Here is a 19,846-nt window from a genome sequence, read left to right as displayed (position 1 = left end):
GAGGACAGGGGGGCTCGCGATGAAGTTTTCGTTATGCATCGGCGCGTATCAGGGAGAGGACGAGATCTATCATCTCGAAAAAGTAAAAACACTCGGATTCCACGGCTTGGAGTATTACGCTTGGTGGCAGCTCGACGATCTGAAGCGCACGGCGAAAGCCCAGGAGCGGATCGGCGTCGGCATCGTCGCGACATGCACGCCGTTCATCAGCCTCGTGGACGAATCGCTGCGCGGCGACTATCTGGACGGGATCACCAAGACGATCGAGGCTTGCAAGACGCTCGGCACCAAGTCTATTATCTCTCAGACCGGCAACGAGCTGGACGGCGTGCCGCGGGAGCTGCAGCAGCGTACGATGGTGGAGACGCTGAAGCGTGCCGCGCCGCTGCTCGAAGCGGCCGACATCGTGCTGGAGCTCGAACCGCTGAACGGCCTGGTCGATCATAAAGGCCATTACCTGCAGCGCTCGGACGAAGGGGCGGAGATCGTGGACAAGGTCGGCAGCAGCCATGTCAAGCTCGTGTTCGACGTCTACCATCAGCAGATTACCGAAGGCAACGTCATTCGCAATGCGACGGCGTACCGCCATCGGATCAACCACTACCATATCGCGGACAACCCCGGCCGTCATCAGCCGGGCACCGGCGAGCTGAACTACGTTAATATTTTAAGGGCGATCAAGGAGACAGGCTTCGAGGGCTACGTCGGCCTCGAATGCGGCTTCACGATCGATCCTGACGATGCTGTCGAGCAGTTCCACGAGGAAGTCATCGCCCGCCTCGGGTAATATAAGTTCACATCGGCGCATACCGCCCCCGAAATTGGCTATTCTAGCCAACGGGGGTGTTTTTGATGTTGATCGATCGTTTATGGATGGGCGGCAGCGTGCTGCTGCTGGCAGCGCTTATGATTCGTTTGGTTTCGCGCGATCGCCTGCGTGAAATGTGGGCCGTGCTGTTGACGATGCAAGGCTTGAAGTGGCTGCTCGGCGCGCTGAAGGCGCAGTTTCACTTGGCGGCTTTTCCGAAGCGCCTGTTTCCGTTTGCGACGCAGCAGGATTTTGCGACCGACTTCGCGGTGTGCCCGTCCCTGGCCGTCGTTTACGCGGTAATCGTGAACGGTCGCTCTCCGCGCGATCGGCTGCTGATTACGGTTGCGTTCGCCATTGCATTTGCCGTCTGGAGCTTGGCAATGACGAGGTGGACGAATCTGCAGGTCCATCACCGATGGAGCTTCGGGATCGATTTTCTTTGCGTGCTCATTCTGCTGCCACTGTCGACCCGAATCGGGAGCTGGATCGTATCCGAAACGCGTGAGCGAGAAGGAGCGGTACGCCTGCATGGCAGCCAATCGGCTCATTGAATCGCTTGTATGGATCTTGTCGGCGCTCCTTTTAATTTTATTCATTCCGCCAGACCGGCGAAAGGAAGCTGCGCTGAGTTTTCTGTTCATGCAATTTATCGCTTGGATTTTGGGATTGACTGCCGTGGAAATGCGCTTCCTTAGCTACCCCGATCGCTTTTTCGCCGCCGCGACGCGCACCAACCTAACTTTTGAATTTTGCGCTTTGCCGACGATTAGCGCTATCTACAATGTACGGTTTCCTAACGATGCTTCCCGCCTGCTTAAAATACGTTATATGCTGGCTTTTCCAACCTTAATGACCGCTCTCGAATGGCTGATCTCCGTTCATACTTCGCTTATACGCTATTACAGCTGGAATCTCTGGTGGACCTGGATCAGCGAGTTTGCCGTATTGCTGGGAGGATACTGGTTTTACAGGTGGTTTTTTCGCGTGCGCGCGTCAAGACGAAAAACAGTTCGCGTATGAGGCTGGAGCGGCCAGGGTAAAATGGGGGAGAATGTCAGGGGGAATGGAGGTTCGCGATGGCCGAGACCAACGAAAAGGGCAGGAGCGGGCAAGCGGAGACGGAGCCGACGGTTGCGAACGTAATGGAAGCTTTTAAAGATTGCTCGGATTGCGTTCATCAAAAACTTGGAGGCAGCGGTGCTGATCTGGTCTACTTCGCGACGATTATAGATGCGAACAGCCTGCACCGGGATTTGATCCGCACATTGTCGCAGGCTTCTGCTGACCGGCTCGGCGAGATCGTATCCGATGCCCCTTATAAATCCGCGGGCGACTTAAAGACTTGCGTCAAAGGAATCTTGGGCGGAGCTGCAGCCGTATTTGCAGACGATAACGTTTATTTGTACGACGCCCCGAAGCAAACTGGGAGAAATATCGAGCAGTCCGAGACCGAGACGATCATCACGGGCCCCCATGACGGATTCGTGGAAAACCTGGACGATAACGTCGGCGTCATCCGCAAGCGCATCCGGAGCTCCAGACTCAAGTCCGCGACGTTTGAAATCGGCGAGATTACGAAGACTCGCCTCACGATGTTGTATATCGATGGCATCGTGAACTACGATTACGTGAGCATGCTGTCGGGCCGCCTTCGTGATGTAGAAATCGACGGCATATCGGATGCGAACATGCTCGTTCAATTGATCGACGAAAATCCGAATTCTGTGTTTCCGCAGTATTTGACGACTGAAAGGCCAGACGCCGTCGTTTCAAAATTGCTCGGCGGCCGTATCGCTGTTGTTATGGACGGAAGCCCGAGCGTGTTTTGCGCGCCAACCGCCTTTCTGGAATTTTTCTCGTCCCCGGACGATTATTACCAGCGCTGGCCCATCGGTACGGGCTTGCGCATTTTGCGGCTGTTGGGCTTTTTGATCACGATTTGCTTTACGGCCTTTTATGTCTCGGTCACGACTTTCCATTACGAAATGATACCGCATACGATGCTGCTTAATCTGGCCGAGTCGCGAAGTCGGGTGCCGTTTCCCCCGCTCCTTGAAGCGCTGCTGATGGAAATGACGATTGAGTTGCTGCGCGAAGCCGGCGCGCGCCTGCCGACCAAGATCGGGCAGACGATCGGCATCGTCGGCGGTATCGTCATCGGCCAAGCCGCAGTGCAGGCCGGCTTCACGAGCAATATCCTCATCATTGCGGTCGCCATCTCCGCGATCGCCTCCTTCGTCATTCCGAGCTACATCATGAGCGCTTCGCTGCGGCTGATCCGTTTCGGACTGATCATACTGGCTGGCTTGCTTGGCAACCTTGGACTGATAATGGGCATCGGCTTCCTTGTGATTCACATGGCGGGCGTGACGAATCTCGGCGCGTCGTACCTGACCCCGATTGCGCCGGTGAAATTCATGGACATTTTGGACACGTTTGTCCGCGGACCGTTCTGGGCGCTCAAGAAGCGGCCGACGATCAGCCGCTCGCCGAACCCGGTACGAACTAAAATCAAACGATAGCGGAGGCTTCCCCGTGAAGGAAAAACTGAACGGTTTTCATGTGGCGCTTCTGATCTATGCAATTGAGCTTGACGTAACCGTGCTTAGGCTGCCGCGGCTCGTGGCGGTCGAACTTGGAACGAACGGCTGGCTGGGGTTTATAGGGCTGGCGCTATTGGCCGCGTTCAATATTTGGCTTTATCGTGCCGTGTTCCGGGCGGGCAAGGGGAGATCCTTGTTCGATATCGCCGAAGGGGCATTACCCAAGTTCGTCTTGTATCCGTTCTACGCATCGCTTGCTCTGCTCTGGCTCGGCATGGGGGCGATTACGGGAAAAAGCTTCATTCTGGTTTTCCAGACGCTATCCTTTCAGACCACTTCTCCTATGCTCATATTCGCCGTGTACTGCATCATGGTTTATACCTTGTTGGCTAAGGATTTCTACAACATTGTCAAGGCATCGACCGTCTTTTTTCTGCTCTCGATCTGGCTCGTCCTGCTGGCGCCTTATTTTTTTAAAGATTGGAGCCTTCATCGGTTTACTTCGTTTTTTTTCGAGGGTACGGAGCATGGGCACAGCCTGACGGGCGTGCTCAACGTTTTCACGGTGTTCGTAGGATACGAGCTATGCGTATTTTTATTTCCCTATTCCAACACAAAGACGAAGCTGTTTAAAGGTGTGTTTCTCGGCCATCTGATCGTATCGTGCAATTATTTGCTGGCCATTTTTATCTCCTTCGGTTTTTTCAGCTTCGAAGAAGTCAAAATTTTGGAATTTCCGATCATTCACACGCTCGAATTCATTGAAATGCCGTTTATCAACCGGGTTGAAAATCTGGTATTTCCCTTCTTTTTGTTTTCTAACATCATCAGTTCGGTCATGTTCGCCTTCGCGTCGCTCAGCACGGTCCGCCGCATGCTGCCTAAGATGAGCCAAAAGCAGCTTGCGCTCCCGCTGACCTTCGCCTTTTTCTTGTTTGGTTTTCTGTTGTCGGCTTTTCGGGAAGCGGCGATCTGGGTTCAAGTCGGTTATTTTTCGGAGACGGCCGTCGCATTCGCGCTCCCAGTGCTGCTTTTTTTGCTGATAAAACTGGGCAAGCCGATCAAGGAGGCATCGTGAGATGAGAGGCCGGCGCATTTTAATAAGAATGCTTCCGCTCGTGCTCTTGTGCGGTTGCCAGGATGAGAAGGTGCTCGAAAAGATCGGCTTCGTACGCACGATCGTCATGGAGACGGCAGAGGGCCAAGATCAAGCGATGAAAATGACGATCAGCATTCCCAAAACCAATCAGACCGAAGCCATCGTCTATTCGACGGTCTCCAAATCCTTTAAGCAAGCAAGAATCCGATTCGATATGGAAAACGACCGCAAGATCGTATTTGGCCAGCTTCGTCAGGTCATGTTCGGAGAGTCGTTGGCTCGCAGAGGCGTGTGGGGGCCGTTAGAATCCGTAGTCCGGGATCCCGCCATCGGCGTCCGCACGCACATATTAGTCTCCGAAGGGGACGTTAGCCGTTATATTTCAAAAAGATTTCTCCAAGGCGGCACTATGGGCGAGTATATCGATAATCTGGTTCGTTCGGATCCGGCCACCCGCGGCAGATTCGATACGAACCTGCATACGTTCATGCGGGATTATTATGACGACGGCATCGATCCGATCGCGACGATTATCAAGGAAACGGAGCGGGGCCTGGGCGTGAACGGCATCGCGTTGTTCGCGGGGGACCGCTGCGTCGGGAAAATAGACGCCGAAGACGCGATGTTCTTCGCACTGCTCAGGGACAAGCTAAAAAGCGGCACCTTGTACATGGATGAAGTCGAGACGCCCCGGGGGATGGGCACCCTCACGCTCGGCAATGTCACAAGCCGGCAGCGCATCGAAGTTCTGTCGCCGCCGGATGCCAAGCTTGGCAAGGCGGCCCGCGCCGTCATTAAGCTCAAGATCCGAGGCTCCTTGCTGGAATACGACGGGTTAATGTCGCTCAATAACATCCGCAGTCAGCCGATGCTTGAGCGTGCCATGGAAAAATACGTAAGCGGCCGATGCGAACGTCTCGTCAAGGACATGCAGCGAACGGGATCGGATGCGCTGGGGGTCGGCATTCGCGTTCGGAACAAAATGAAATATAAAGCATGGAAATCGCTCGATTGGAACAAAGCTTTTGCAGAAGCGGAGATTAAAGTGTCGGTCAAATTGGAGATCAAAGATTTCGGAAGGTTGCTCGAATCTTAGGTTGCTCGAATCTTAGGTTGCTCGAATCTTAGGTTTGCCTAATGAATGTGACGGATGTCATTGCCGGCAGAGGCAGCTTATGGCAAGCTTATAGCACAACGGCTTTAAACATTGTGCGTAAGAGGAGGCATCCCCATGAAATTCGACGATCTTCCGCCGGCCGATCAGATTATCGAGATGATCGGCCGCATCTACCGCTTCGGCATGACCACGACGTCCGGCGGCAACTTGTCGGTTCTGGACGACGACGGCGATATATGGATTACGCCAGCGGGCGTGGACAAGGGCTCCCTGCGCCGGGAGGATATCGTGCGCGTGCGCGCGGACGGGAGTCATGTCGGCTTGCACAAGCCATCGAGCGAATTCCCGTTTCACCAGGCGATCTACCGGGCGAGACCGGATCTGCGGTCTGTCGTGCATGCGCATCCGCCTGCGCTCGTCTCGTTCAGCATCGTGCGCAAGGTTCCCAACGTGGACATGCTGCCCGGCGAGCGTGAGATCTGCGGCGAGGTCGGGATCGCGCCTTATGCGCTCCCCGGCAGCGCGCAGCTGGGCGCGAACATCGCCGCCGTCTTCGCCGAGGGCAAGCGCTGCGTGATGCTCGAGAACCATGGCATCGTCGTCGGCGGCGATTCGCTGGCCGATGCGTACAAGGCGTTCGAGACGCTGGAGTTTTGCGCGCGCATGGAGATCCAGGCTTCTGGCCTCGGCCGTCCGAGATCGCTCACGGCGGCGCAGCAGGCGCTGGCGGCATCGGCCGTCGCCGCGCTGTCCGAGCTGCCGGCGCGACAAGGTCCGATGCCGACCGCCGAGCGCGAGGCGCGCGTGCGAATGTGCGATTTCATTCGCCGCTCCTACGAGCAACGCCTGTTCACGAGCACGCAGGGCACTTACTCCGTGAAGCTGGCGGACGACGCTTTTATCATCACGCCGCACGGACTGGACCGCAAGTATCTGGAGCCCGAAGACCTTGTGCTGATCCGGGACGGATCGGCGGAGCCAGGCAAGCAGCCTAGTCGCTCTGTCCTGTTGCACCGGGCGATTTATGCGCAGCAGCCGCATGTCGGCTCGGTGCTGGTCGCCCACTCTCCCTACACGATGGCGTTCGCTCTGACGGACCATCCGTTCGAGTCGAAAACGATTCCGGAAGCTTATATCCTGCTGCGCGGGATGCCGAAGCTGCCGTTCGAGTCCGTCTATGCGTCGGTGGAGGAGACGGCGGCGCGGTTCGCGCCCGACGTGCCGCTCGCGCTCGTCGACAACAACTGCGTCATCGCGACGGGCAGCAGCCTGCTGAACGCCTTCGACCGGCTGGAGGTCGCGGAGTACAGCGCCAAATCGATCATCGAGGCGGCGAGCCTGGGCGCCATCGTCCACATGGACGACGACAGCATCCGGGATATCGAGCGGGCGTTCGGGCTATAGAATCGCATTTCGGTCGAGGTCGGTCCAGCGCTAACGAAGACGGCTCTTCGTTAGCGCTTTTTTGACATTGGAGAAAGAATAACGTTATAGGCTCATTTTAAAACGAAGGCAGCGGTATCGACGTACAGTCTTCATATCCATGCGGTTGTCGAAGCCCAGTTGCGTCATCGTATGCCGCTAAGCCCCTCGGGCTACCGCACCGCCGGGGCAATAACGGCATCGTATGCCGCTAAGCCCCTCGGGCTAGCGCACCGCCGGGGCAGCTTCTACGGGGGCGCCCAGCGTGCGAAATGCTGATCGATACCGAAGCGGCGCGGCTGGAAGCTGCTGGCCGAGCACGTGAACCGGATGGACCGCGCCATCAAGCGAAAATTCCTGCTCGAGGACCTGGGCGAAGAAGATAAAGCGGCGCTACGCCGGTTGCAGCAATCGCACAACTACGAGTGGTGGGACCGCTCGCCGGAGGAACTGAAGGATCAGCTGGCTTAATCGTTGTCGCGGCATAAACAAAGACTGCCTACTCGCGGGGAGATTCCCGGGCGAGCGTAGGCAGTCTTTTTGGTTTTGCTTAGGTGTTGTTGCGGTATTGGGAGGGGAGCCGAGATGGCGAGCCCATGCTCGGAGTAGCGATGTGCCAGCGTCTTATTTGCCGAAATTGTTGTCCCGAGCAATCGCACCGCCGGGGCAATAACGGCATCGTGTGCCGCTAATCCCCTCGGACAGGCTCCCATATCCGCAAGCTATTTCTTTTAATTGTACTGTCTTCCAAAAAGAAGGGCTCGCAATTCTGAGTTTATGAACGAAGATGCCTGCAAGATCCGGCTTATGGATCAACGGGTAACGAACAGAAGAGAAAAGGCCGTACTCTTCTTCCTGACGCGGGCGGCGGCGATTCGTGGACCGGTAGGCGCGCTTTCGTCGTGCCGGAGCTATTCGGATGTTTGTCAGCGGTCCCTCAAAACCTGCATATGAAGTCAATTTCATAAACATTTTTTTCCAGTATAAATCCGAACTTTTAATACGAAATAGAATCTCTGAGATTCGGAAATAATCCCAAAACCGAACGTTATTCGCCAAATCTTATGAATAAGTTTGTTTGAACTTGCGATTTTTTGAATTATGAAATTGACTTTATGTACATGCATTTCTGTCAATCCAAGGGTCCTTGATTAAATGCCTGCAAATGTGCAGGTATATGCCAAACACCGGCCGCAAATCAGGCTGATGATGGAAAAAAGCTGCATATTTGCATCTATCATGTCCAAAAGGAGCGACATCGGCAATATTAGATGTACATCTGCAGGCATTACAAAAAAACGGCGCGGCGACATAATTCAACCTATCGGAGCGGCTGCCGAATATGCCTTGATAGGCATTCCGCGCGAATGGCGTTTCGGATATCCGCCAATCCTAAAAGGACCGCCCGGGCAATCGTCGATCTCCCTGGCGGTTTTTCTTGCGTCCGTTTAAAGGTGCCTAAGATTCGCACGCATCTCCGCTGGGCGTGTGTGACCGCCTCGACGCCCGGCGAATATGGAGTAACAGAGGCATCCGCCGCAAGCGGATAGCTTCCATGAGCGAGGTGCTGACCATGGTCAAAACTTGGCGGGGCGCGCCGGCGGCAGGCGGCTTCCGCATGCCGGGCGAATTCGAGCCGCACGCCGGCACTTGGATGCTGTGGCCCTCTAGGACCGATACTTGGCGGTTGGGCGCGAAGCCCGCGCAAGAGGCTTTTCGGCGGGTCGCGCTGGCGATCGCGTCTTTCGAGCCGGTCACGGTCGGCGTGAACGGGAGCGGGTACGAGCATGTCCGCCGGGTCATGCCGGATAAGGTTCGTGTCGTCGAGCTGTCCTCGAACGATGCCTGGATGCGGGATATCGGTCCAACCTTCGTAAAAAACGATGCGACCGGCGAGGTGCGCGGCATCGATTGGGGCTTCAATGCATGGGGCGGTTTAAACGGCGGCCTTTATTTCCCGTGGGACCAGGATCAGCTTGCGAAGCAGAAGGTGCTTGAGATCGAAGGCAAAGACCGATATGACGTCCGGAACTTCGTCATGGAAGGCGGGGCGATTGCCGTGGACGGCGAAGGCACGCTGCTCGCGACCGAGCAGTGCCTGCTGCATCCGAACCGCAATCCGAGCCTCTCCCGGACGGAGATCGAATCCCGGCTTGCCCGGTCCCTTGGCGTACGGCGGATCGTCTGGCTGAAGCGCGGCTTGGCCGATGACGAGACGGACGGCCATATCGACGAGCTGGCGGCATTCGCTTCGCCGGGTGTCGTCCTGCTGGCTTGGACGGACGATCCGGATCATCCGCAGTACGAGATCGTGCGGGAGGCGGCGGCTGCGCTTGATGCGCAGCAGGACGCGAGAGGGCGCCGCCTGCGGATCGAACGGATCCCGCTGCCGGAGCCGATCGAGCTTAGCGCTTCGGATAGCCGCACGATCGACCGCGCCGCGCAAAGCTTCGTACGCGCGCCGGGCACACGTCTTGCGGCATCGTACGTCAACTTTTATTTTTGCAACGGAGGCCTGATTCTGCCGGCGTTCGGCGATCGCCGGGACAGGGAAGCGCAGGCGCGATTCGCCGCCCTTTTCCCGGACCGCAAGGTGGTGCAGGTGTATACGAGGGAAATCGCGCTCGGCGGCGGCAACGTTCATTGCATTACGCAGCAGGTGCCGGCCGGGAAGCGCGGAGCATTCGCTCGCGACTAGAATCATTTATTTTTTCTGATATATATCTAACTCACAAATTGATTGACTGTCCTATTTATACGGGATATAATGCCTGTAATGTGATCCAGATATAAGTTAGAGTCGGATTGATCGGCTAGAAAAAGGAGCCTTTGCGCTATGGCCTACATTTTATCCCAAGTGAACAAGACCGGCCTGCCGCCGCTGCTTGCGGGCATTGCCGACAAGACGCAATGGCTGGATAAGCGGACGCGGATTCGCCGGACATGGCTGGATTACATCGGGACGCTGCCGGAGCGGCCGCCGGCAGGCCTGCGCTATTTGTCCGCGACAGAGGAGGCGGGTTATACCCGCCATCGCGTCGAGTACGATACGGCATACGGCGATACGATTCCCGCTTATTTACTTGTGCCCGCTCCGCTTGCGGACGGCTCCCGTCCGACTTCGGGGTATCCCGCCGTCATGGCGCTTCATCCGACCCACGAGATCGGCAAGGACGACATCGCGATCGTACCGGGCAGGCCCAACCGCGGCTATGCGGTCGAGCTGGTGCTTCGCGGATACGTCGTGCTTGCGCCGGACGCGCTCACGGCCGGAGCGCGGATCTGTCCGGGCTATCCGGCTTTTGACAGCACCGCGTTTTATGAGGCGCATCCGGAATGGTCGACCGTCGCCAAGAACGCGACCGATCATATGCAGGGCGTCGATGTCCTCGAGTCGCTTGCGTTTGTCGACCGCCGCGCGATCGGGGCGATCGGACATTCCTTCGGCGGCTACAACGCTTATTTTCTGGCCGGTCTGGACGACCGCATCCGCGCAGTCGTATCGAGCTGCGGCTTCAGTCCCTTCGCCGGAGACCCGCATCCGGACCACTGGGGCTACCGTACGTATCCTTATACGCATATTCCGAAGGTAAGCGCCGACTTGCAGGAGGACCGGATTCCGTTCGACTTCCACGAGATTGCAGCGCTTTGCGCGCCCGTACCCTTTTTTAACTACGCGGGCCAGCAGGATGCCATCTTCCCGCATTGGCGCTCGGTCGCCGAGGGGATGGGAGAGCTGGCCAAGTTGTACGGTCTGCTCGGCCGGGAGGACCGGTTCCGGTTCTATCTCGGCGAAGGCAAGCACGATTTTCCCGAAGAGATGCGGCTGCTGGCTTACCGCTTTTTGGACCGCTGGCTCAAGCAAGAAGGAGAATGAACGATGAATCCGCTGAAAATCGTAATGCTGCAAAGCCGTCATTTTACGGACCGCATCTTCTCCGAAGCGCACCTGGCGCGAATCCGGCAGTTCGGAGAGCTGGTCGTCAACGACGCCGTAGGCAATCCGACGCCGGAGCGGGCGGCGGCGCTCGCCGAAGGCGCGGACATCGTTATCACGTCATGGGGCTGCCCGCCGCTTGACGCGCAGGTGCTCGAACGCGCTCCGAAGCTCGGCATCGCCCTGCATGCGGCCGGCACGGTCAAGCCGATCCTGAGTACGGAGCTGCACGAACGCGGCATCCGGGTCGGCACGGCGAACGAAGCGCTGGCGCGCGGCGTGGCGGAGACGGCGCTTGGTCTTGCCATCGTGTCGCTGAAAAATATGTGGCAGCTGGCGCGCAACACGCGCGAAGGCGAATGGGACAAGCAGAGGGAGCGCGTGCGCGAGCTGTACGAGGTCACCGTCGGCGTCATCGGCGCGGGCTTGTCCGGCCGCCATCTGATCAAGCTGCTGCAGGCGTTCGAGGTTCGGGTGCTCGTGTACGATCCCTTCGTGAGCGAAGCCGAGATCGCCGGTCTGGGCGCCGAAAAGGTCGAGCTGGACGCGCTGCTGACCGGCGCTGACGTCGTCTCGATCCATGCGCCGTCGATTCCACAGACGGATCGCATGATGAACGCGCGCACGCTCGGTCTGATGAAGGAGGACGCGATCCTCATCAACACGGCCCGCGGCTCGCTCATCGACGAGGAAGCGCTGGCCGCTGAGCTTCGCAAAGGAAGGTTATGGGCATGCCTCGACGTCACGGACCCCGAGCCGCCTGCGGCCGATCATCCGTTCCGTTCGCTGCCCAATGTCACGCTGCTTCCGCATATCGCGGGCGCCGAGAACAACGGCCTGCGCCGGATCGGCGCCTATATCGCCAGCGAGGTCGAGCGGTATGCGGCCGGCAAGCCGCTCCAGGGAGAAGTCGACGTATCCCAGCTGTTCAGGTTGGCCTAGTCCGTATTGACACTGCGCGAAGCGCGCAACTAAGATAAGAAGAACATCGGATTCCGACTCGTCCGCGGGTACGCGAATCCTTTTTATTTCGCAGAGGCGGCAGGGAGATCGTTATGAAAACAAAGCAAAGCCGCAAAACGTTCCGGATCCGCCAGGAAGAGATGCTGAGCCGCCTGAGGCAGGACATCCTCGACGGCGTTCGCAAGCCCGGGGAGTTCCTGCCCTCGGAGAAGGATCTGTCGGACCAGTTTGCGCTTAGCAATAAAATCGTAAGGGACGTGCTGGCCGAGCTGGCGGCGGAAGGTCTCATCGAGAAGAAGCCGCGGATCGGCAGCGTCGTCTCGCAGCGCAGCGAGCCGGAGCGCATCATCGTGAAGCTCGGCCATCACGGTTCGACGCTCCAGGAGACGGAGCTGAAGGCGCTGCTGGCAGGCTTCGAGGCCTTGTACCCGCATATCCGGGTGCAGGACGTCACGCTGCCTGGCCACGATCCGGAAGTGCTGCAGCCTTATTTGTCACACGGGCTGATCGACGTCATGACGCTCAACGATGCCGAGCTTCGCGCCTTCGGAGAAACGGGTGTCGCGAACGGGCTGCTGCCGCTTGAAGGAGACCCGGAGTGTTATCCGTTTTTGACCGACGCGATGACGATCGGGGACGCGCTGCTTGCGAGACCCTTTACGTTTAGTCCTACGATTCTGTGCTACAACCGGGAGCACTTCCGCGAGCGCGAGCTGTGGGAGCCGGACAGCGGCTGGGGCTGGGACGAGCTGCTTGGCGCGGCGGACCGGCTCACGGTGCCCCAGGAGCGGGCGGGCTTTCATTTTTCGGCCACCCAGCGCAACCGGATCGCCGTATTTTTGCTGCAAAGCGGGGCCAAGGCGGAGCGGGATGCCGCCGGCCTGCTTCGCATGCGCGGTACGCGGATGCTTGCGGGCGTCAGGCGCTACAAGGAAATCGTCATGGACCGGATGGCGCCGCTCATGTCCGAACGCGATGCCGGTTTTCGCGTCGAGGAGCTGTTCGCGCAAGGCAAGCTGTCGATGATGCTGACGACCTATTACGGCTTGAATGCGCTCCGGCAAGCCGGCATCGCTTACGATATCGCGCCGCTTCCGCGGCTGGCGGATCCGGTCACCCTGATCATCGCGATCGGCCTCGCCGTGAACGGGCATTCCCCCCGCGCGGCGGAAGCCAGACTGCTCGCGGAGTACTTGACGGGCCCGGCCGCGCAGGCGGCCATTCGCCGCGATACGCTCAGCCTGCCCGCATTGCGCGGAGGCGTCGACGAGTCCGGCAGCGGAGACGGCGCCGAAGGGGCTGCCCGGCCCTCCAGGTTCGGCATGTACCGCGAGATCATACCGTCGTACCGGTTCGGCGATGCGCTTGGCCTGCTGGAGAGGGAGTGGCGCTGGTTCCTGCCCGAGGTCATGCTGTATTTGTCCGGGCTTCAGACGGAGGAAGCTTTTTGCGAGCGCATCGAGGCGCTTGCCGCGTCTTTGTGAAGATGCGCATGGCTTACGCGGCCTGATGCGATGACGGTTTGACGAAGATAGGGACGGGACAGGAACGCGCTGTCTCGTCTCTATTTCGTTTTTCAAGAGATGTTCCGGCCTTTAGCCTGGTATCGCCCGTCGGAAGCACGACCAGACCAGACCAGACCAGATCAGATCAGACCAGACCAGACCAGACCAGACCAGACCAGACCAGACCAGACCAGACCAGACCAGACCAGATCAGATCAGACCATGCCGCAATCCTGGGCTTTTTTATAGATTCTGATCTTTTTTCGAGGAACCCGAAAGAAGTTGCAACATGTGGAATACCGCTGATTTCCCGCGGCCGGCCATCCTTATATGATGTAGGTATCTTAGGAAGCAAAAAAAGGGGACCGTTCGAAAAGATGAAAAAAAGACTAGATTCCGGGCAGCTCCCGGCCGGCATCGAGCGGCTGCGCGACAAGTGGGCGGACCCTCCGATGGAGCACCGGCCGGTGCCGTTCTGGTCCTGGAACGGAACGCTTGAGCAGGCCGAGCTGAACAAGCAGATCGAAGGCTTCAAGGCGCAGGGCATGGGCGGCTTCATGATGCATGTACGCGAGGGACTCGAGACGCCTTATCTTGGGCAAGCCTTCATGGACCGCATTCGAGAGACGGTGGCTAAGGCCAAGGCGGAAGGGATGCATGCCTGGCTGTACGACGAAGACAGGTATTCCTCGGGCATGGGCGGCGGCCAGGTGGGGCGGATCGGCGGCGGCGCCGTCCGCGCGAAGGCGCTGTCTCTCACCGTGGAGCGGACGCTGGAAGCGGACGATTCGATTCAAGCTGCGTACGTCGCGGTCATCGACGGCGACGCGCTTCGCAGCTGTGCGAGAATCAGGGATCCGGAGTCGTGCGCGGATGCTGTAGTTCGCAAGCTTGCGGAGGACGAAGTTTATCTCGTTCTCCGGCGCCATGTCGCGGCGCCGAACGAATGGTGCCACGGCGACACTTATCCGGACGCGCTGAATCCCGAAGCGGCGAAGCTGTTCATCGAGACGACGCACGAGAGGTACAAGGCCGCGGTCGGCGCGTCGTTCGGACGCACCATTCCCGCCATCTTTACCGACGAGCCTTCGATCCGCGGCTTCCAGGAAGGCTTGAACCGGCCGGACATGACCTGGATCGCCTGGTCGGATGTGCTGCCGGAAGCGTTCTTCTTGCGTCACGGCTACGAGATCTGGGAGCTGCTGCCATACTTTTTCTTTCGCGGACCGCAAGCGGCTCGGATCCGGCACGACTATTGGTCGACGGTGACGGAGCAATTCACCAGCGCCTATACGCGGCAGCTGGCGGATTGGTGCCGGGCGAACGGCATCGATCTTGCCGGACACTACTGCGAGGAAGGCAGCTTGATCGGGGCCACGCTTCATGGCGGTGCCGTCATGGCGCATTACCGGTATCTGGACGTGCCCGGCATCGACACGTTGTGCGAGCAGACCGACGAGAGTCTGACGGTAAAGCAGGTATCGAGCGTCGCGAACCAGTACGGCAGAAAAAAGGTCATCACGGAAACGTACGGCGTAACCGGGTGGGGGCTTACTTTCGAGAGCCGCAAGTGGATCGGCGACTGGCAGCTCGCGCTCGGCGTCAACGTGCTGACGCACCATCTCGCGCTTTATACGCTACGCGGCTGCCGCAAGCGGGATTATCCGCCGTCGTTTAACTACAACGTCAACTGGTGGCCGCACAATCGGACCATCGAGGACTACTTCGCGCGTCTTGGCGCGGTGCTAAGCGAAGGCAAGGTTCGAAGAGACGTCCTGGTCATTCACCCGGCGTCTTCAGTATGGACGAAACTCGGCCGGGACGTGCAAGCGGGACCGTGGCGCAATCGGGCGGGAATTACGGATGCGCTCGTCGCTTATGACAAAGCGTTCAGCCGGCTGGTAGATCTGCTGCTCGGCGAACACTACGACTTTGACCTGGGCGACGAGACGATCCTGCGCGAGATCGGCGCCGTAGAGGGAGATCGGCTTAGGATCGGGCAAGCCTGCTACCGCGTCGCGGTGCTGCCTGATCTTTGCAATCTGGCGCGCGCGACGATGGAGCTGCTGCACGCCTTTATGGACGCGGGAGGTATCGTGCTGTCGATCGGGGACGGGCCGGAGCTGCTGGATGGCAGGGAAGCGGCTGCGGAGCTGTCCGCTTTGATCGGGCATCCCCGGTTCAAGCGGCTGGGCGATATGCACGAGCTGCCGGAAGCGCTGGCCGGCATGTTCGCGCGGCCTGTCAGCCTGCGCGGCCGGGACGGCGCCGAGCAGCGCAAGCTTCTCTGCATGCGCAGGGAGCTGCCGGACGGCATCGTCGTATTCGCGGCGAATAACGACCGGGAAGCGGGCTGCGAGGTTCAGGTCCGGATCGAAGGGTCGGGGACGGTCGAGCGGTGGGATCCGCTGTCCGGCGATGCGACGCCCGTCGCGTCCTGGCAAGACGAGGGCTTTACTGTGTTCGAGGAGCGGTTCGGTCCGGCGGATTCCGGACTTTACGTGCTGCGCGCCGGAGAAGCGGCGCAAGGCGCTGCTGCCGAGGGAGCTCGGACCGCCGGCACGCTCCGGACCGTTGAGCTTGCGCGCCCTATACCGTTTTCCGAGCCTTGGTCGGTCCTTGATACCCCGGTCGCCTTTTCCCGTACCGCACCCAATGCGCTTGTCCTCGACCGCTGCCGATATCGCCTTCGGGACGAAGCGTGGTCGGAGGAGATGGACGTATGGCAGGCGCAGCGGGCGCTGCGCGAACGATTGGGCATGCGGCAGGTTTACGCCAACGGCACGCGTCAGCGCTATTTTTGGATCGGCGAGCCGCATCCTCTCGACGGGACCGGGGCGGAATTCCGCTTTACTTTTCGCGTTCGCGATATCCCCGAGGGAGAAGTCGGTTTGGCTTTCGAGCAGGCGGAGCGGTTCCGGTTTGCGTTGAACGGCAGCGCTGTCGAGCGTTCGCCTGACGGCTGGTATCTGGACCGATGCCTGGATACGATCAAGCTGCCGACCCTTGCGCCAGGCGAGAATACGCTGGACGTTTATTGCGCCTACGCGCACGATATGGAGCTGGAGGACGCATTTCTCATAGGCAGCTTCGCGCTCGATTCTGACCGCAGCCTGATCCGCGAGCCAGAGCGCTTGACCCTCGGGGATTGGTGCCGGCAGGGCTACCCGCACTATTGCGGAAGCATGGTTTATCGTTTTGAGTTCAGGGGCGACGAGCGTCAGGACGATCGTGTCTTCATGGTGATGGGGACGTACGAAGCGGTAACGGCGAAGCTGACGATTAACGGTCGTCGCGAGCAAGCGATCCCATGGCGTTCCGCAGGCACGGTAGAGCTGACCGAGTGGCTGTCGGACGGCATGAATCGGCTTGAGATCGAGATTGCGGGCAGCCCCCGCAATTTGCTCGGTCCGCTGCACGAGGCCAAGTCAGGCGCCGCGTGGACCGACTGGTGGTCGTTCCGTCCTGCGGGTGACGATTATACGCCGGAATATCGGCTGCTGCCCTACGGAATCATGGGACCGGTCAAGCTATTTGTTATCCCTCAATCATACATTTAATGGTACGATCAGAGGAAAAAGGGAGGAAGTCGCATGAGAAAATTCAATCCGATCCCTCTGTTCAAAGACGGGTCCACCTCGTTGTTTTTGCGGCTGCTCTCGGGCTTCCTCTGCATCATCCTGCTGATGAGCTCTCTCGTGCTTTATTTTTACGCCGAATCCAAAAAAAACGTCCGCGAGGAGATCGTCAAATATAATACGCTGATGCTCCAGCATACGACGGAAAGCTACGAGAAGCATCTGGACATGGTCAAGCGCCAGATGCTCGTTTTCCTGCTCAGCGAGAAGGCCCAGAACCTGCGCACGGCCCCTAACTACCGGGAGATTCCGCTTCTGCAGCAGGAGATTAACGGATGGACCTCGGACTTGCAGATGTATATGAACAATATCGTTTTTTACAACCGTTCCAAAGATCTGATCGTCGAAAAGGGCACGAGCGCGCCGGCGGAGTCCATGTTTAACGTCTTTTACGAGAGCGAGGCGTACGATGCGGCGTTCTGGGAGCAACAGTTCGACGAGGATTACAGCGCTCGCGTGCTGCCCGCCGCCGTTTTCCGCAATCATATGTATCGCGACACGACCACGACCGTCGGAGAGCTCGTTCCGATCGTTTTCAAGACCAGGAGCAGCCACGACTTTCTGATGATCGTCTTTCTGGACGCCCGGAAAATGTATCAAGCCCTTCATCAGGCCGCGGGCGACGACTTTATGGTTATCGACGATACGGGCCGCGGGATTTATCGGAGCTTCGGGCAAACGCCGGAGATCGACCCTGCGGCGCTGCGCCAGGCCGGCGGCGAGTACGTCGCGGACGGCAAATACTATTTTCAGTCGAAAGGCGCCCAGACCGGCTTCACCTACGTTCAGCGCGTGCCTGTCGAGCGGATCGCCTCGCAGACTCGCATGAACATTACGCTTATCGTGGCGACAGGCTTGTCGATCGCGGCCGGCATCGTCATCTCCTGGCTGTTTGCTGCGGGCATCAATAATCCTCTCCAGAAAGTGATCGGCGCCATCCGCGGCGAAGCCGGCAACGCATCGTTCCGGTCTTCGATCCGCGAGTTCAATATTATTCGCCACCAGCTGCAGGACAAGGAAAAAATGCACAAGCAGCTCGCATTCCTGCAGCAGCTCAAGGCGATCCCCAGCCACGGCGCTCCGCCGCCCGCGGCCTTCAAGGACGAGCCGTTTGTCATCGTGCTGTTCCACGCGATGAGCAGGCGGGAGGAAGACGACGAGCAGGAGTACTTCCGGACATGGCTCAGTTATATGAAGGTACATATGGAAAACCGGCTGGGCCGGGCCTTCCCCGAATCGATGACTTTTCACATTGAAACCCATCAAATCTTAAGTCTCGTCTACACGAATCAGCGCGAGGAAATCATCATTCGTTTGAAGCAGATGGAGCCGCTGTTCGAGCAGGATCGGGCGTTCGGAACGGTGACGGTCGCCGTTTCCTCCGTATACGGCAACGCCGGCCGGATCGGCGCCGCTTACCGGGAGGGGCAGGATCTCGTGCTCGAACGCAAGCTGGCCGACCGGATGCAGATCGTGACCGCGCATACGGCGGCTGCGGAAACGATCGGATTTGCGCCGGATCAATGGAAGGAATTCCAATCGAACCTGCGCGAAGGCAACGAGGCGCAGCTGACGAACCTGATCAAGCGCGTTTTCGCCAAATGGCAGGGGAAAGAAGCGACTGCGGCGGCCTGGCTGGCGTTCGGAGAGGGGCTGATCGGCAAGATCAAGAGCGAGGCAAGCCCGCTCGTCATCGCGCCGGACCGGCTGCAGGAGATTTTCCCGGACATCGACCGCCGGCTGCGTCGCTGCATCACCGTGTCCGAGCTGGAGGAACTGCTGACGACCAAGACGGCGCTGGCCGCCGAGGCGTTCCGGGAGAAAAAGCAGCTTCGCGATCCGATCACGACGTTTGTCGTCGAATACGTCAATCAGCATCTGTCGGAAGAAATTTATCTGGACACGCTGGCCGACCGGCTCAATCTGAGCGGCGGGTACCTGTCCTCTTACTTCAAAGAAAAGACCGGGATGAACATCGTAGACTTCATTAACGAAACCCGGATCATGAAGTCGGCGAGCCTCTTGGCGGACAGCAAATACAAGGTGCAGGACGTGGCCGAGGCCGTCGGCTACCGCAATATCACCTCCTTCAATCGCATGTTCAAAAAGTACATGGGCCTCACCCCGAGCGAATTCCGCAGAAAGCCTGGCGCGGAAGGTTGAGGGGCGGAGGGCGGGCAAGGCGGGCGAGGGGCGAGCGCGGAAGGTTGCGTGGCGGAGGGGTGAGCGCTGCCGCGTACACCGGTGCTTCGATTGCGAAAGGGTGAATTCGGAAAAAGCGGGTGCGTGCGTAGTGGCAGGCGAAGCCTGGAGTGATCGGATCCGAGGCGGGCGCAGTCGAATCGGACTCGGCAGCCGTTATTTCCGCCAATTGTGCGCGCATTATCGAATCGGACTCAGCAGCCGCTATTTCCGCCGATTGTGCGATTTTCGTTCCTCTGCGGACCGAGCGTCCGTTATTCCGGTAAATCCAGCCGCTGCAGCCTCGATTATGACGAAATAGCGGACGCTGTGTCCCAAACATGCCGTGGATGGCCAGGTACGGAGTGGATAACGGATTCTGTGTCCGGTTGAGGTAGGAGGCTATGTTCGGAAGCGGTACGATCCGGTGTCCGCAGGTGTGGCGGACGAAGTTCGCTGTATCGGGTAACCCCTGGGCTGATGTTTAGAAATGTGGGCTTTTTTTCGACTATCCGAAAAAAGCTGCAAAAGGACCGCATTCCGGTCATTTACGGACCGGATGGTCGCTGTTTACGATGAGGTTGCAAAAGGCGGCGACGAAAAAAGCAAACATGCCGAACCATCGCCTTT

General features: G+C 58.7%; 13 protein-coding genes and 1 pseudogene. All 14 read left to right on the top strand.

The window, feature by feature from the left end; all coding sequences use genetic code 11:
• Positions 1-19 precede the first annotated feature (19 nt).
• On the top strand, positions 20-787 hold the full coding sequence (locus ACFOTD_RS04315) for a TIM barrel protein (RefSeq protein WP_378116075.1): 768 nt from the start codon (positions 20-22) through the stop codon (positions 785-787).
• Positions 788-852: 65 nt separating this feature from the next.
• Positions 853-1,362 carry a CBO0543 family protein gene (locus tag ACFOTD_RS04310; protein WP_378116073.1) on the top strand — a complete coding sequence of 170 codons (510 nt, stop codon included), beginning with the start codon at positions 853-855 and terminating at the stop codon, positions 1,360-1,362.
• On the top strand, positions 1,340-1,831 hold the full coding sequence (locus tag ACFOTD_RS04305; RefSeq protein ID WP_378116071.1) for a CBO0543 family protein: 492 nt from the start codon (positions 1,340-1,342) through the stop codon (positions 1,829-1,831). The genes ACFOTD_RS04310 and ACFOTD_RS04305 overlap by 23 nt, the downstream gene beginning before the upstream one ends.
• Positions 1,832-1,887: 56 nt before the next feature.
• Entirely contained in the window at positions 1,888-3,333 is a 1,446-nt protein-coding gene (locus ACFOTD_RS04300) for a spore germination protein (protein WP_378116069.1), read from the top strand.
• Positions 3,334-3,346: 13 nt separating this feature from the next.
• Positions 3,347-4,432 (top strand): GerAB/ArcD/ProY family transporter, encoded by a 1,086-nt coding sequence (locus tag ACFOTD_RS04295; RefSeq protein WP_378116067.1) that lies wholly within the window; start codon positions 3,347-3,349, stop codon positions 4,430-4,432.
• 1 nt (position 4,433) lies between these two features.
• Positions 4,434-5,549 carry a Ger(x)C family spore germination protein gene (locus ACFOTD_RS04290; protein WP_378116065.1) on the top strand — a complete coding sequence of 372 codons (1,116 nt, stop codon included), beginning with the start codon at positions 4,434-4,436 and terminating at the stop codon, positions 5,547-5,549.
• Between the two features lie 135 nt (positions 5,550-5,684).
• Positions 5,685-6,974 (top strand): class II aldolase/adducin family protein, encoded by a 1,290-nt coding sequence (locus ACFOTD_RS04285; RefSeq protein WP_378116063.1) that lies wholly within the window; start codon positions 5,685-5,687, stop codon positions 6,972-6,974.
• Positions 6,975-7,246: 272 nt separating this feature from the next.
• Positions 7,247-7,463: pseudogene (locus ACFOTD_RS04280) on the top strand (YwhD family protein); the annotation flags it as partial.
• Between the two features lie 1,084 nt (positions 7,464-8,547).
• Entirely contained in the window at positions 8,548-9,690 is a 1,143-nt protein-coding gene (gene aguA / locus ACFOTD_RS04275; protein WP_378116061.1) for an agmatine deiminase, read from the top strand.
• 138 nt (positions 9,691-9,828) lie between these two features.
• Positions 9,829-10,869, top strand: a complete 1,041-nt coding sequence (locus ACFOTD_RS04270; protein ID WP_378116058.1) for an alpha/beta hydrolase family protein — start codon at positions 9,829-9,831, stop codon at positions 10,867-10,869.
• A 3-nt stretch (positions 10,870-10,872) separates the two neighbouring features.
• Positions 10,873-11,871: a hydroxyacid dehydrogenase gene (locus ACFOTD_RS04265; RefSeq protein ID WP_378116056.1), complete on the top strand. Its 999-nt coding sequence runs from the start codon at positions 10,873-10,875 to the stop codon at positions 11,869-11,871.
• Positions 11,872-11,984: 113 nt separating this feature from the next.
• On the top strand, positions 11,985-13,376 hold the full coding sequence (locus ACFOTD_RS04260) for an extracellular solute-binding protein (protein WP_378116054.1): 1,392 nt from the start codon (positions 11,985-11,987) through the stop codon (positions 13,374-13,376).
• 398 nt (positions 13,377-13,774) lie between these two features.
• Entirely contained in the window at positions 13,775-16,957 is a 3,183-nt protein-coding gene (locus ACFOTD_RS04255; protein WP_378116052.1) for a glycosyl hydrolase, read from the top strand.
• Positions 16,958-16,990: 33 nt separating this feature from the next.
• Entirely contained in the window at positions 16,991-19,198 is a 2,208-nt protein-coding gene (locus ACFOTD_RS04250) for a helix-turn-helix domain-containing protein (protein WP_378116050.1), read from the top strand.
• Positions 19,199-19,846: the final 648 nt, after the last annotated feature.

This window comes from Cohnella sp. GCM10012308 (assembly GCF_042649185.1).
Taxonomy (GTDB): domain Bacteria; phylum Bacillota; class Bacilli; order Paenibacillales; family Paenibacillaceae; genus Cohnella.
The sequence above is the reverse complement of the archived record's forward strand: the minus strand, read 5'-3'. Positions and strand labels throughout refer to the sequence as shown.